The organism is Thalassospira sp. MIT1004 (genome assembly GCF_001858545.1).
GTDB classification, from domain to species: domain Bacteria; phylum Pseudomonadota; class Alphaproteobacteria; order Rhodospirillales; family Thalassospiraceae; genus Thalassospira; species Thalassospira xiamenensis.
On record NZ_MCAO01000017.1, the window covers coordinates 1 to 13,982 of the forward strand.

Annotated in this window: 17 protein-coding genes; 13 read left to right on the plus strand and 4 right to left on the minus strand. The window is 58.2% G+C overall.

Annotated elements, in window-relative coordinates:
• The coding region (locus tag BC440_RS08215; protein ID WP_139192091.1) for an exopolysaccharide biosynthesis protein at positions 1–540 on the plus strand (540 nt) is incomplete at its 5' end.
• A 14-nt stretch (positions 541–554) separates the two neighbouring features.
• Here the strand turns inward: BC440_RS08215 and BC440_RS08220 are convergent.
• Positions 555–869: a hypothetical protein gene (locus BC440_RS08220; protein WP_071239807.1), complete on the minus strand. Its 315-nt coding sequence runs from the start codon at positions 867–869 to the stop codon at positions 555–557.
• Positions 870–1,086: 217 nt separating this feature from the next.
• On the opposite strand from BC440_RS08220, the gene BC440_RS08225 reads away from it, so the two are divergent.
• Positions 1,087–1,467: a DUF952 domain-containing protein gene (locus BC440_RS08225; protein WP_071239823.1), complete on the plus strand. Its 381-nt coding sequence runs from the start codon at positions 1,087–1,089 to the stop codon at positions 1,465–1,467.
• Here the strand turns inward: BC440_RS08225 and BC440_RS08230 are convergent, their stop codons facing one another.
• Together BC440_RS08230 and BC440_RS08235 are read right to left on the minus strand one after the other, a co-directional pair.
• The gene (locus tag BC440_RS08230; protein WP_071239808.1) at positions 1,468–1,692 is read right to left on the minus strand and encodes a DUF1413 domain-containing protein; all 225 of its coding nucleotides are present in this window, start codon (positions 1,690–1,692) and stop codon (positions 1,468–1,470) included.
• A gap of 106 nt (positions 1,693–1,798) precedes the next feature.
• Complete coding sequence (locus BC440_RS08235) at positions 1,799–2,914, minus strand: NADH:flavin oxidoreductase (RefSeq protein ID WP_071239809.1); 1,116 nt, start codon at positions 2,912–2,914, stop codon at positions 1,799–1,801.
• A gap of 134 nt (positions 2,915–3,048) precedes the next feature.
• On the opposite strand from BC440_RS08235, the gene BC440_RS08240 reads away from it, so the two are divergent.
• The 7 genes from BC440_RS08240 (at position 3,049) to BC440_RS08270 (ending at position 7,934) form a co-directional block, all read left to right on the plus strand.
• Entirely contained in the window at positions 3,049–3,432 is a 384-nt protein-coding gene (locus tag BC440_RS08240) for a helix-turn-helix domain-containing protein (RefSeq protein ID WP_071239810.1), read from the plus strand.
• Between the two features lie 119 nt (positions 3,433–3,551).
• On the plus strand, positions 3,552–3,758 hold the full coding sequence (locus tag BC440_RS08245) for a type II toxin-antitoxin system RelE/ParE family toxin (RefSeq protein ID WP_071239811.1): 207 nt from the start codon (positions 3,552–3,554) through the stop codon (positions 3,756–3,758).
• Between the two features lie 35 nt (positions 3,759–3,793).
• The gene (locus tag BC440_RS08250; RefSeq protein WP_167332781.1) at positions 3,794–4,195 is read left to right on the plus strand and encodes a helix-turn-helix transcriptional regulator; all 402 of its coding nucleotides are present in this window, start codon (positions 3,794–3,796) and stop codon (positions 4,193–4,195) included.
• Between the two features lie 287 nt (positions 4,196–4,482).
• The gene (locus tag BC440_RS08255; protein WP_341455961.1) at positions 4,483–5,805 is read left to right on the plus strand and encodes a quinone-dependent dihydroorotate dehydrogenase; all 1,323 of its coding nucleotides are present in this window, start codon (positions 4,483–4,485) and stop codon (positions 5,803–5,805) included.
• 147 nt (positions 5,806–5,952) lie between these two features.
• Positions 5,953–6,837 carry a TIGR01459 family HAD-type hydrolase gene (locus BC440_RS08260; protein ID WP_071239812.1) on the plus strand — a complete coding sequence of 295 codons (885 nt, stop codon included), beginning with the start codon at positions 5,953–5,955 and terminating at the stop codon, positions 6,835–6,837.
• A gap of 329 nt (positions 6,838–7,166) precedes the next feature.
• Positions 7,167–7,361 carry a hypothetical protein gene (locus BC440_RS08265; protein WP_063093553.1) on the plus strand — a complete coding sequence of 65 codons (195 nt, stop codon included), beginning with the start codon at positions 7,167–7,169 and terminating at the stop codon, positions 7,359–7,361.
• A 111-nt stretch (positions 7,362–7,472) separates the two neighbouring features.
• On the plus strand, positions 7,473–7,934 hold the full coding sequence (locus BC440_RS08270) for a pyridoxamine 5'-phosphate oxidase family protein (protein ID WP_071239813.1): 462 nt from the start codon (positions 7,473–7,475) through the stop codon (positions 7,932–7,934).
• A gap of 84 nt (positions 7,935–8,018) precedes the next feature.
• Here BC440_RS08270 and BC440_RS08275 read toward each other — a convergent pair whose 3' ends face one another.
• Positions 8,019–8,891, minus strand: coding sequence for a DMT family transporter (locus BC440_RS08275; protein ID WP_062952699.1), 873 nt, complete (start codon positions 8,889–8,891; stop codon positions 8,019–8,021).
• A gap of 230 nt (positions 8,892–9,121) precedes the next feature.
• On the opposite strand from BC440_RS08275, the gene BC440_RS08280 reads away from it, so the two are divergent.
• The 4 genes from BC440_RS08280 to BC440_RS08295 are packed head-to-tail and all read left to right on the plus strand — an operon-like array spanning position 9,122 to position 13,912.
• Complete coding sequence (locus BC440_RS08280; protein WP_083379319.1) at positions 9,122–10,684, plus strand: ABC transporter substrate-binding protein; 1,563 nt, start codon at positions 9,122–9,124, stop codon at positions 10,682–10,684.
• Entirely contained in the window at positions 10,681–11,619 is a 939-nt protein-coding gene (locus BC440_RS08285; protein WP_062960880.1) for an ABC transporter permease, read from the plus strand. The genes BC440_RS08280 and BC440_RS08285 overlap by 4 nt, the downstream gene beginning before the upstream one ends.
• Positions 11,616–12,461, plus strand: coding sequence for an ABC transporter permease (locus BC440_RS08290; RefSeq protein ID WP_083379320.1), 846 nt, complete (start codon positions 11,616–11,618; stop codon positions 12,459–12,461). Before BC440_RS08285 ends, BC440_RS08290 begins: the two co-directional genes overlap by 4 nt.
• Positions 12,461–13,912, plus strand: coding sequence for an ATP-binding cassette domain-containing protein (locus BC440_RS08295; protein WP_071239815.1), 1,452 nt, complete (start codon positions 12,461–12,463; stop codon positions 13,910–13,912). The genes BC440_RS08290 and BC440_RS08295 overlap by 1 nt, the downstream gene beginning before the upstream one ends.
• The last annotated feature ends 70 nt before the right edge of the window (positions 13,913–13,982 follow it).

Consider the following 13,982-nt stretch of genomic DNA (forward strand, 5'->3'; position numbering starts at 1 on the left):
GCGGCGGGGCTGCGGACGGTTTCGGTTGATGATATGGTCGCCGTGCTGGGGCGGCGGAGTTACGGGCCGTTTCTGTTCGTGCCGGGCCTGATCGGGGTCACACCCCTATCGGGGATTCCGATGGTGCCGGCGATCCTTGCGGTGATTGTGGCCGTGTTTGCCATTCAGATCGTTCTGGGGCGGTCGCATTTATGGTTGCCGGATATCCTTGGCCGCCGGTCGTTTGACGGGGCCACGGTCGCCGATGCGATGGCGCGGATCGAACCGGTCGCCGAGAAGCTTGATCGCTGGTTTTACGGGCGGTTGCCGGGATTGACCGGGCGGCATGGGGTGCGGGTGGCGGCCCTTGTCTGTGTGCTGCTGGCGGCATTGGTGCCGTTTTTTGAAATGGTGCCGTTTGCCGGGATGGCACCGATGAGTGCGATTGCCGCCTTCGGGCTTGCGATCCTTGTGCGCGACGGGGCGCTGATGCTGGCCGCGATATTGATTTCGCTGACATCAATGGCGGGACTGGTGTGGGTGCTGCTGGCGGCGGTGTGAGGTGATGAGGCGGATCAGGATGCGATCCGGGCCAGTTCGCTATAAAGATAAAACAGGACGCAGGCGGTGCCGATGGCCGCAATCAGGCGGGCGACAAGCCGGGGCATGTGAGCCTTGGGCCAGATGTTGGGTACATTCGGACCGCTGAAAGCGCTGAAATCCTTGTGAATGTCGATGATCTCTGTCGCAGGGCGGCGCTGGTTCTGTGTAACGTGGCTCTTCGGACCCCGACGGAAGGCGGCCGGTTTCGGGGCCTGATCATTTGAAACCCATTGGCGGGTGGTGTCGGGAAGGTCTACAGGGGCGCGTCGGGCCTGTCTGGTCGTCATGTTCTGCGTGCTCGTGTCCGGTTTGGTGGTCTGATCTTCTGATTCTGCCGGATGATTTTAACTTGTATAATTTAACTATACATAAGTATCTTATATTTCCTCATCGGTATAGGTTTTTCGCGCGAGACGCAAGAGAGAAAAAGCACAAAACCGGTTTTTTTGTGCTTTGGCATTTCGCCTGCTTGCCGAACGGGCCGGGCGACCTTATTTTCCCCGGATGACAAATTCATCACACACCATGATTTACCGTGTATTGGGCTCGGACGAGTGGGCGGAAGCGCTTGCGACCGGGCATTATGCCGGTGCGCCGCATGATATTGCGGACGGTTTTATCCATTTTTCGACGATTGATACGCTGGCAGAAACCCTTGCGCTGCATTACCCGAAACGCGGGGGATTGCGGCTTTTGCATGTGCCGGTCGCGGCGGTCGATGACAGGCTGAAATGGGAACCGGCGCGCGGTGGCACGCTGTTTCCGCATCTTTATGACCAGCTTTCGGTCGAGCATGTCGCACGCGTTGATGACCTTAAGCTTGATGATAACGAGGTTCATATCCTGCCCGAGGATCTGCGCCCCGACTATATGCGCAGAGGGTAATCATACCCGGCGATAGACGCGCCCGCCGCCCCGCTTTTGGCCGGTATCCTCGACCGTGGGGAATTTACCGGCCCGGACCGCATTGAGAAATTCCCGCCCGATCCTGACCTTGTCGCCGATATAAAGCGTATCCCAGCCGGGGCCGTAAATTTCCGGAAAGTGAAACGTGCCGGGCGCACGGGCGGCGATGCGGCTTTGCAGGCGGGTGATTTCGCTTGGTTCCATAATCGGCTCCTGCGGTTGGGTGTTTTCCCTGAGATATGTCGTGGGTGGCATAAAGAAAGGGCGATGCCGGGATGGCACCGCCCTTTTGCCTTCGAGATCGGCAGGATCAGACCAGTTCGCCCAGCGTTGCCGGATCAAAGCCGAGCAGGGCATCGGTTTGATTGTCGCGGACCTTGGCCGTCCAGGCGGCATCGGTGATCAGCGCGCGGCCGACCGCGATCAGATCGAATTCGTTGCGTTCCATGCGTTCGATCAGGGCATCGAGGCTGGTGGTCTTGGAGCCTTCGCCCGCGAAAGCGGTCAGGATGTCGCCTGAAAGCCCGACGGAGCCAACACTGATGGTGGCTGCCCCGGTCAGTTTTTTGGCCCACCCGGCACAGTTCAGGCCCTTTTCGCCATCTAGTTCGGGGAATTCCGGTTCCCAGAAACGGCGTTGCGAGCAATGGAGGATATCAACCCCGGCATCGACCAGCGGGCCCAGCCATGCGGTCATTTCATCGGGAGTGGGGGCAAGACGGACGGTCAGGTCCTGCTGTTTCCATTGGCTGACGCGCATGATGATCGGGAAATTCGGGCCGACGGCGGCGCGCACGGCACGCACGACTTCGACCGCAAAGGTTGATCGTTCGGCAATGGTTTTGCCGCCAAAGCGATCGGTGCGCAGATTGGTGCCCGACCAGAAGAACTGATCGATCAGGTAGCCGTGCGCGCCGTGAATTTCAAAGGTATCGAAACCGGCATTTTTGGCATCAAGGGCGGCCTGGGCGTAGGCGGCGATGGTGTCGGCAATGTCGGCATCCGACATGGTGTTGCCGTGCGGTTCATTGGGCGCGATAAGGCCGGACGGGCTTTCGACCGGAGCATCTGGCACCCATTCGGTCTGGGCGCTTTTGACCGATCCGGTATGCCAAAGCTGCGGGCCCATTTTGCCGCCGGCTTCATGAACGGCATCAACGACGGCCTTCCAGCCGGCAAGGGCATCGGCCCCGTGGAAAAGCGGAATGCCCGGTTCATTGCGCGATGCCGGGCGGTTGATCACCGTGCCCTCCGACAGGATCAGGCCAACGCCGCCTTCGGCGCGTTTGCGGTAATATTGCGCATTGGCGGCACCCGGAATACCGTTCGGGGCGCTGGAACGGGTCATCGGGGCCATGACGATACGGTTGGGAAGCTCAAGGGTTTTCAGCTTGAAGGGCTGAAACAGAATGTCGGTATTTGACATCGGATATTCTCCGTTTGGAAATGGGTGTATGGTGGCTACTAGATATACGTTGTATACCTACTGTCAATCAGGCACCTTGAGGTTACCAGGTATACTTGAGGAAACCTGCATGACAGTGCGCCGGAGGAAATGACATGGAAATTAAGGAATGTTCTGCCCTGATGTTCCGCTCGAACTGCCCGAGCCGGGAGCTTCTGGACCAGATTGCCGATAAATGGTCGATGATGATCCTGGCGGTTCTGGCGGAAGGGCCGTTACGGTTTAACGCGATCAGGCGTGGGCTTGAGGGCATTACGCAGAAGGCATTGACGCAGACGCTGCGGAAGCTTGAGCGCAACGGCATTGTCGCGCGCCACGTGATCGCGACATCGCCGGTCGCGGTGGAATATGAAATTACCGATCTTGGCCGGTCGCTGGTCGGGCCGTTCAAGGCGCTTTATCTGTGGACACGCGATAACTACGACGCAGTCGAAAAGGCGCGGGCAGAATTTGATGCGCGGATGGAGGAGCGGGTTTAGTTGGCCTTTATTGTCTTGCCTTAAATCGAAATAATATTTATAGTTATTTCGATTGTTGATTAAGGGCAGGGCATGCTGAAAATCACGATATCGAAGCAGGCGCTGAGGTTTTGCATAAGATGCAGCCAAAGCAGGCGCGGCGCATTCGTGATGTCATCAAACTCATCGCGGAAAATCCGGCACGGGATGATCTTGATATCAAAAAGATGGTCAATATGGATGCGTATCGCGTGCGTGTCGGCCAGTATCGGGTGATCTATAGCGAGGATGGTCACATTCTTGATGTGATCCGGGTTGGTGTGCGCGGTGATGTTTACAAGGCCTGAGCTTTTTCGGCTTTCCGGGAAAGGGAATGGATGAAATGAGCAAAATCAATCTTTTGCGCGACGAGCTTTCAAACAAGCCGGTTGCGGTGACGATGTCTTTTCAGACGTTTCGCGACATTGCACCGGAAATGGCCGAGAGCTTTCTGAGTGACGAGGAACTGGCGGAGCTGGCCATCGGTGAGGATGACGGCAGCCGTTATCCGTTTGAGCTGGCAAGCCGAATCATCGATGGGGAGCATCCGCTTAAAGTTTATCGCGAATGGCGCGATATGACCCAAACCGAGCTTGCGGAAAAAGTCGGCGTTGCCGGGAACTATATCAGCATGATCGAGCGGGGGAAAAACCTGCCGTCGCGCAAGTTGCAGCATGCCCTGGCCAGGGTGCTTGATGTGGACTACGACATGCTTGAGGCGGGCCCTGCCTTTGAGGGCGAATAACTCCGCATCTCAGCATTCGGCAGCCGATGCTCTGGCTGTTGCCTGGTGCAGCGAACGTATGTCGGGTTTTCTCGCCTGACAGGAAAACCGCAAATGTCAGAAATAACTGACAAAACCGCCGACTTTGGCATTTCCCCCCATAAATGTAAGATATATCTGACATCTGACATTGGGTGCGGATCATGACGGGGTGTCTGTCGCACGGGCCTTCAGGGCATTGATCCTTGCCCCGTTCCCTTACACAGCGTAAGAACAGGGCAGGTATTTACAAGCACGGAGCAGGTCGCGTGGGGTGGTACAAGTCACTGGTTTTGCCGGTTGTGCGCTGGATCGATGCGGAGACTGCGCATGGTCTTGCGATTTGCGCGCTGAAAAACAATCTGGTGCCGCGCGATGATGATGCGACGGATGCCACGCCGATCCTTGAGACCGAGGTTTTCGGGCGCAAATTTGCCAATCCGGTCGGGCTTGCCGCAGGGTTTGACAAAAATGCCGAGGTCCCCAATCAGATGCTTCGCCACGGGTTCGGCTTTGTTGAAATCGGATCGGTGACGCCTGAACCGCAACCGGGCAACCCAAAGCCCCGGCTTTTCCGGCTTTATTCCGACCGGGCGGTGATCAACCGCATGGGCTTTAACAACGAGGGTGCCGCCGTTGTTGCCGAACGCCTGCGCAAGCGGGCGCGGCGCGGCATCCTTGGGGCCAACCTTGGCAAAAACAAATATTCCGAAGATGCGGCGGCCGATTATGTGAAGGGCGTTGCGGCCCTTGGTCCCTATGCCGATTATCTGGTGGTCAATGTGTCCTCGCCCAATACGCCCGGTTTGCGCGCACTTCAGGGGCGCGGGCCGCTTGAGACGCTTCTGACGTCGGTTTTAAAAGCGCGCGATAGCCATGCCAATGGTGTGCCGGTCCTGCTTAAGGTGGCACCCGACCTGACGGAGGAAGACAAGGCCGATATTGCCGCCGTGGTATTGAAGCTCCGGCTTGATGGGATGATCGTATCGAACACGACGATTGATCGGCCGGTCGGGCTTAATTCCTATGATCAGGATGAAAAGGGCGGTCTTTCCGGCCCGCCGCTGATGGAGCCGTCCACCAAGGTTCTGGCCGATTTTTACCGCCTGACCGGCGGCAAAATCCCGTTGATCGGGGTCGGCGGGATTGCATCGGGCAAGGATGCCTATGAGAAGATTCTTAATGGGGCGTCGCTGGTGCAGCTTTATTCCGCCCTTGTCTATCACGGGCTGGAGCTTGTGACCGATATCAAGGAAGACCTTGCACGGCGTTTGCGCAAGGATGGCTTTGCCAATGTTGCCGACGCGGTTGGGGCGGCTTATCCGGAAATTTCCGGGCGCAGCGCCCCGGTGGATGAGGCACGCGCGGCCAAGGCGGCAGTGAAGGCGAAGGCGGAGCCCGCCCAGGCCGAGGTGGCGAAAGCGGCTCCGGCGGCTAAAACGGCGGCGAAGAAGCCCGTGGCGAAGACAACCGCCAAGAAGCCTGCATCCAAGCCAGCGGCGGCGAAAAGCAAGGCTGCGCCGAAGGCGACACCAAAGGCCGAGCCAAAGGCTGGACCAAAGTCCGGGCCCAAAAACGGACCGACGGAATAGATTTACCTGTGGCGGCATGGACTCCCGCCTTCGCGGGAGGGGCGGTTATTGGGGAGGGTTTGTGCTCCTCGTCATTCCCGCAAGCACGGGAAACCATCTTGCCGCATGTGCGATGACGACGATTTTAACATGAAGTGGAATGCGTGAATGACGGTTGGCACCAGCTATCAGATGATCAACGGCCTGTCGGAAGTGATCGAACAGTATGATGCGGTGATCCTTGATCTTTGGGGCGTGGTGCATGACGGGGTGACGCCGTATCCAAGCTCCATCCCGGCGATGGAGGCGTTGAAAAAGGCCGGTGTGCCGGTTGCCCTTCTGTCGAACGCGCCGCGCCGATCCAGCGTCGTGGTCGCACGCATGGAAGATATGGGTATCGCGCGGGACCTTTATGGTCCGGCGGTGGCATCGGGCGAGATCGCCTATAGCCAGCTTCTCGCACGGACCGATCCTTGGTACGCCAAGCTTGGGCGCCGCGTGATGAGTGTCGGCCCGGTGCGCGACATGTCGATGTTTGAAGGGCAGGATGTTGAAATCGTCAAGGATGTGGCCGATGCCGACTGGCTTCTGGTGACAGGGCCGAATGACGATTATGACGCGGTATCGGTCTATGAGGATCTGCTGCATGCCGCCAAGGCGCGCGACCTTCCGATGCTGTGCCCGAACCCGGACCGCGAAGTGATCCGCGGCGGAGATCGGATCATCTGTGCCGGTGCGATTGCCGCACGCTATGAAGTGCTCGGCGGCAATGTCCGCTGGGAAGGCAAGCCGCTGGCGAGTGCCTATGATTTCTGCCTGCAACTGTTTGACAAGGGGCCGGATGCGAAGCTTCTGGTCGTCGGCGACAGCCTTTCGACCGACGTTGCCGGATCAAACAATGCGGGGCTTGATGTGGCACTGGTGACCGGTGGCATCCATGCCGAGGAACTTGGCGCACCGCGCGGAACATTGCCCGAGAAAGGCAAGCTTGATGCCCTGCTGAACGCGACCGGGCGCAGCATTACCTATGCGGTTGGGGATTTTTGTTGGTGAGGGCAGCCTGTACTTTAGGTTTACCTATTGAGGGTGGGTGTTTATATAACCCTAGGTTTATATAAAAGTATGTCCTAATGTTCTTTCTGTGATAATTGCAGAAGGAGCGGACAGATGCCTGATTACTATGTAAATGACCGTGCACAAGATGATTCAGGAGATCATGAGGTCCATGAATCTGGATGTGCTTGGTTGAAAATGGCTAATAGCAAGACGTATCTAGGAAACTATTCGTCATGCCACGGGGCAGTTGCAAAGGCGAAAACCATTTATTCGAGCAGTAATGGATGTGCTCATTGTTGTTCGGCTTGTAACACGGGATAATGTGAATGCGCGAAATCACGATTGAAGAATTGGCAGCACGCATCAGCCAGAAACGGGCCGAATTGGGCCTGTCTGGCAAGGGTGACGTGCAGCCAAATTCCGGTCGTCGGCGCACCCAAAGCAAGCGTAATCTGTTGCGCAATATTGCCGAGCTTGCCGCAAGGGACGGGCGAGAGCCGCCTTTTAAGGCGAATTACTGATTTGCTGTAATTCCGTTTGCACCCGCCTTTCCCGTTGGAAGGCGGGTTTTGTTTTTGTGGTTTCGGGTTTGCGGTGGCAGAGTGTTGGCGCATCAACAAACCGGAAAAATCATGCTTCTGACAGATGACATTCGCGATTATGCTGGGCGGTCGGTTTTGTGCTGGCTGGCGAGCGTTTCCGAAGACGGGCCGTCGGTCAGTCCGAAGGAAATCTTTGCCTGTTATGGCGAGGATCGCATCATCATTGCCAATATTGCATCGCCGCAATCGGTGAGGAATATTCGCCATGACCCGCGTGTCTGCGTAAGTTTCGTTGACGTGTTTTCGCAGAAGGGCTGGCAGCTTTATGGGCGGGCGGTGCTTTTGAAAAACGGTGATGACGGTTTTGCCGGGCGGCAGGCGATCCTGCAGGGCATGGCGGGCGATGCGTTCAGGGTCGGCATGGTGATTGATGTGGCAATCGATCAGGCGCGTGAGATTGTTGCGCCGAGTTATCGGTTCAGGGCCGATGTTAACGAGGCCGACATGCGGGTCGGGGCGATGGCGACTTATGGGGTGAGGCCGGTGGAATAGGCCCTGCGTCCTTTGGTGGTGTTTGAGGAAGCGGCACGGAGGACTGGATTCCCGCGTTCGCGGGAATGACGGTTTGGGGGAGCATCAGCTTTCGGCCACGCGCTTTTCGCGGAAGATGATGAAGATGCCGCTTCCGGTGATGATGGCTGCACCGACAAAAGTCAGAAGATCGGGCGTTTCGCCCCAGAAAAACCAGCCAAGTCCGGTGGCCCAGACAAGGGCGGTGTAATCAAACGGGGCGACGGTTGGCGCATCAGCCACCCGGAAGGCCTGGGTGATCAGGGTCATGCCGCTGGTGCCGACAAAGGCGATGGCGATGAAAAGCCCGATATCCTCTGCCCGGATCGGGGTCCAGAAATACCAGACAGCACAGGCACTGAGCAGGGTGCTGGTGAAGCTGAGGTAAAACAAAAGCGTCCACATGCTTTCGCGCGGGTCAAGAAGCCGCGCGCTTAGCATTAGAAGCGCATAGGTAAAGGCGGTCGCCACCGGCAAGAGCGAGACGGGTTCAAAGGTTGCCGCACCGGGGCGCACGATCACCAGAACACCCAGAAAACCGACCATCACGGCCACCCAGCGCCGCCAGCCAACCCGCGCAATCAGCACCGATGAAATCGCGGTAATGAAAAGCGGTGCGACAAAGGCAAGGGCGGTGGCTTCGGCCAGTCCCATGAGATGGATACTGGTAAAGAACATGATGGTCGCGGTGATCCAGATGACGGTGCGCATGAAATGCACGCCGATGCGATTGGACCGCAGGCCGCCAAGCCCGACCATTTTTATGGCTAGCAGGGCGGCAAAGGGCAGGGCAATCGAATTGCGCAGAAAGATGATCTGGATCGGTGAATAATGATCCATCAATCCCTTGGCCAGGGCATCATTGACACACAGCAGGGCGACACCGGCACACATCAGAATGATGCCGGTCAGGTTGTGCTGGGGCTGTTGTGCATTCATGGTTCGTGGCGCTTTCCCTGTGTGATGGTGGGTTATCGCAATCACCATCTGTTTTCTGAGCTTTAGGGCAAAGTGCCGATTGAGGCCAGCAAAGAAAGCGGTCGGTCGGCATTCCGGGAAGGGGGGGGATGAATTTTGCGAGACGTTCGCAAAAATGGTTGACTTTCTGCCTTGGAACAGATTTTAAGTGTTATGTTATATCATAACAAATTTGTTTCATGGAGAAGATGATGACGCGAGCACTGCTTGCCCGTTTTTATACCCTTGCCGGTATTCTGGCGGTTGCCGGGGCGGTTGAAACCACCGGAGGGATTACCGGTGTGGCGATGGCCGGGGCGAATGACGATGTGCTTGATATTGCAAGCCCGCTTGAGATTTCCGGACTTGATCCGGCCAAGTCGGGCTATCTTTTCAGTCGTATGCAGGCCGCCGAAACGCTGTTTACGGTCAATCGCGAAAGCCAGATCGTGCCGATGCTGGCGACAGGCAGCCAGGCAAGCGAGGACGGGCTGCGGTGGGAAATCAGCCTGCGCGATGATGTGGCATTCCATGATGGCACGCCGATGACGGCCGAAATTGTGGCCGCCGATCTTAACCGCGCATTCGAGCGTCCCGGCGTGCTGCGCCAGGCACCGATTACCGGCATTTCCGCATCGGGCAATGACATCGTGATCACGCTGTCCGAGCCGTTTGCGATGTTGCCGGCGTTTCTGGCGCATTACAGCACCATCATCCTTGCACCCGGATCGTTTGACGATGCCGGGGAAGTCCAGACGATTATCGGCACCGGCGCATACCGGGTTGATGCGGTTGTGCCGCCGCTTCGGATCGAGCTTTCGGCGTTTGACAAATGGTGGAATGGCCGCGCCCAGATCGAGAAGGTCAGCTATCTTGCGGTCAGCCGCGGTGAAACACGCGCGATGATGGCGCAAAGTGGTGATGCCGATCTGGTTCTGTCGCTGTTGCCGGTTGCGGTCACGCAGCTTAAGGGCAATCCGGACGTCAATGTCACGGTAGCGACCGTCCCGCGGACCCGGCTTTTGAAATTGAATCTGGCGCAGCCGTTCTTTGACGAAACGGTGGAGCGGCAGGCGCTGAGCCTTGCGATCAATCGAAAGGCGATTGCCGGGGTTGTGATGCGCAACACCGATCTGGCGGCAAGCCAGATGTTCCCGCCCGAAATTCGCGACTGGTATGATGCGAATATGCCGGTCCTTGATTTCGATCCGCAAAAGGCGCGCGAATTGCTGGCGGATGCGGGCTGGGTTGCCGGTTCGGATGGCATTCTTGAAAAGGATGGCAAACGGTTTGATGTGACCGTGCGGACCTATGCCAGCTGGCCGGATCTGCCGCTGATAGCCACGGCATTGCAGTCACAGTTGCGCGATGTCGGCATCGGGCTTGAGATTTCGGTGGGCAGCTATACCGAAATTCCGGCCGGTCATGCCGATGGTACGCTTGAGGCAGCGCTTGTGACACGCAGTTTTTCGATGGTGCCCGATCCGCTGGCGACGGTGATGGAAGATTATGGTCCCGGCGGGGCTGATTGGGGGGCGATGAACTGGCACAATGCCGAGGCCGAAGACCTGATTGCCGATTTGCGCAAGACGACGGACGGGGATGCGCGCGCGCAGATGCAAAAGAAGCTTGCCGATATCCTGCAAGCCGAATTGCCGACCATTCCGCTGGTCTGGAGCGAGCTTGCCATGGCATCGAGTGCGCGGTTGGAAAATGTCCGCATCGATCCGTATGAGCAGAATTATTACCTTGCCGATCTGCGGTGGGCGCAATGAAGGGATTGATTGCGACCCGCCTGATGCAGCTTGTGGCGGTTATTCTGATCGTCGGCACGCTGAGTTTTGCGTTGATGTATTTCCTGCCGGGTGATCCGGCATTGCGGATTGCCGCAGGCCGGTATGGCCCGGACATGATGGATAATGCGATTTCGGATATGGTCCGGGCCGAACTTGGCCTGGATCAGCCGATCCTTGTCCGGTTCCTGTCATGGATGGGCGATCTGGTCCGGTTTGATCTGGGCCATTCGCTGGTGACCGGGGCGCCGGTGATCCACGAGATCGGTTTGCAGCTTGGCTATACCCTTTGGCTGGCGGTGACGGCCTTTGTGCTGTCGCTTGTCATCGGGCCGGTGGCCGGGGCGATTGCCGGGCTGTTTCCCGGATCGGTCTATGACCGGGTGATGCTGCTTGTCGCGGTTGGTTTGCGTGCCGTGCCGCCCTTTGTTCTGGCGATCCTGTTCATGATGGTGTTCGGGGTGACGTTGCGCTGGCTGCCGACCGCAGGGTTTGGTGGCTGGGAGAACCTTGTGCTGCCGTCGTTCACACTCGCACTTGGTCTTGCGGCGATGTCGTCGCGCGTGATGCGCGATGCCATGATGGGGGTGGCATCCGCCCCCTATTTCATTCATGCCCGGTACAAGGGATTGTCTGACCGGGCGGTGGTGATGCGCCACGGGGTCCGCAATGCCTCCCTGCCGGTTGTCACCTATCTGGGCTTGCAGATGGTGTATCTGGTCGAAGGGGTGGTTGTGGTTGAATCGATCTTTGCCTTTCCGGGGATCGGTCATGCGCTTGTCCATGCGATCATCGCGCGCGATGTGCCGATGGTGCAGGGCACGGCCCTTGCCATGGGGGGATTGTTCGTACTGCTGAACAGTGTGGTCGATCTTATGTGTCTGCGGCTTGATCCGCGTTTGCGGAGGGCAGCATGATGAAAACCGGATCACTTGCTCATCTTCCGGCTGGTCTGGCCGAACAGCAGGCTGGCGGATTCTGGACAACCGCACGCATGGCGGGGGTGGCGATCATTGTGCCGCTTCTGGCGTTTGCGTTTATCGGGCCGATGCTGATTGATATTGATCCGCTGGCACAGGATTACGAGGCGGTTCTGATTTCGCCGGGCGATGCGGCGCATATCTTGGGGACCGATCATTTCGGTCGTTCGATGCTCGCACGTCTTGCATTCGGTGCGCAGCTTTCGTTTGTCATGGCCTTTGTGACGGCATTGACGGCGGCGGTGCCGGGGATTTTGCTGGGCATTCTGGCGGCTGCACGCGGGGGATTAATCGAACGCGGGCTTGTCGCGCTTTCCGATATTGTTCTGGCCCTGCCGGGATTGTTGCTGGTTCTGCTGTTGCTGGCGTTTGCGCCGGGGCAGTTCGGGCCGCTTTATCTTGGCCTGGCGCTGTATCTTTGGGTCGAGTTTTTCCGGGTGGCGCGCATTGAAACGGCGCGTGTCATGACATCGCCCAGTGTTGAAGCCACACGGCTTTTGGGGTTCGGGCGGTTTTACATCGTGACACGGATCATTTTCCCGGCGCTGGCCGGGCCGATGATCACGCTTTTTGCCTTTGCCACCGGATCGGCGATCATTGCGGTCAGTACGCTAAGTGCGATCCATGTCGGCCTGCGCCCGCCAACACCCGAGCTTGGCGCGATGATTGTTGAACTGATGCCCTATTACAGCGAGGCCCCGTTGCAGATCATGATGCCGGCAGCGGCGATTTTCCTGCTGGTTCTGGCGTTGCAGCTTCTGGCCGGAAGGAAAAGCTGATGCATGATATCCGTATCGAAAATCTGACGGTGCGCACACAGGGTGGCACGGTTCTGGTTGATGATGTGTCGCTGGCATTTGGGCCGAACAGGCCGGTTTGCCTGATCGGGGAAACCGGATCGGGCAAAAGCCTGATCATGCATGCGGTGATGGGCAGCCTGCCTGACAGTCTGGTGTGCGAGGGGAAAATCCTGTTTGACGGGGTGGATCTTCTGACACAGACAGCCGATGCCAGACGTGCCTTGTGGGGGCGCAAGATTGCCCTTTTGCCGCAGGAGCCGTGGCTTGCGCTTGACCCTACCATGCGGGTGCAGGGGCAGGTGGCGGAAGTTTACACCGCCCTGCATGGTGTTCCGGCGCGGGAAGCCGGGCAGAAGGCGGATGGTGAACTTTCGGCGGTGGGGCTTGCCCATGCGGGAAATGCCTATCCGTTTGAATTGTCGGGCGGCATGGCACAGCGCGTTTCGATTGCCATGGCCCATGCGGGCGGCAGTCCGGTGATGCTGGCTGACGAGCCGACCAAGGGACTTGACCGGGCATTGTGCAAGGTAGTGGGCGAATTGCTGTGCTTCGAGGTTGCACTTGGCCGGGCGATGATGGTGATCACCCATGATCTTGAACTGGCCGAACAGGTTGGCGGGACGGTCGGCGTGATGCGGCGTGGCCGGTTGCTTGAGGCCGGGGCGGCGGCGGATATTTTGTCTGCGCCGTCCGATCCCTATACCCGGCATCTGGTGGCGAGCTTGCCACGCAACTGGCCGGTGCGCGACCATCCGCATCCCCGTAACGATGCGACGTCATCGGGTGATAAAGTGGTCGTCACCGGACGCGGTATCGGCAAATCATTTGGCGAAAGGCAGCTTTTTTCCGGGCTTGATATCACGCTTAACCGGGGCGAGATCACCGTGGTCCTGGGGCCAAGCGGCAGCGGCAAAAGCACGCTTGGCAATATTTTGCTGGGATTGATGCCGTTTCAGGAGGGGGCGGTGGCGCGACCGGGAAATCTTCCGGCGATGCGATACCAGAAAATCTATCAGGACCCGCCATCGGCCTTTATTGCCCATCAGACGCTTGGTCAGGGATTTGACGACCTTCGGCGGTTACACGGGATCGACATGGCACGCCAGACCGCGATGATGGAAAGCCTTGGCCTTGATCGCGGGCTTCTGGCAAGGCCGCCCTCGGCGATTTCGGGTGGGGAATTGCAACGTTTTGCGATTGCGCGGTCGCTTCTTCTGGATCCGGTGATGCTGTTTGCCGACGAGGCGACATCGCGGCTTGACCCGGTCAGTCAGAAACGGGTGATCGACCTTCTGGTGGCACAGGTTCGCGAACGCGATCTTGCGTTGCTGCTGGTGACGCATGACGAGGTCTTGGCCGAACGCATTGCCGACCGGATCATCCGAATTGACAATGCGCGGACCGCGACCACACAGGCCAAAGCGGCGTAACGGCTTCTTTGGCTTGTGACCGCTGGTCCGGTCGCGAGGCCCCGATTATTTCAGACAAAAAAACGCCGCC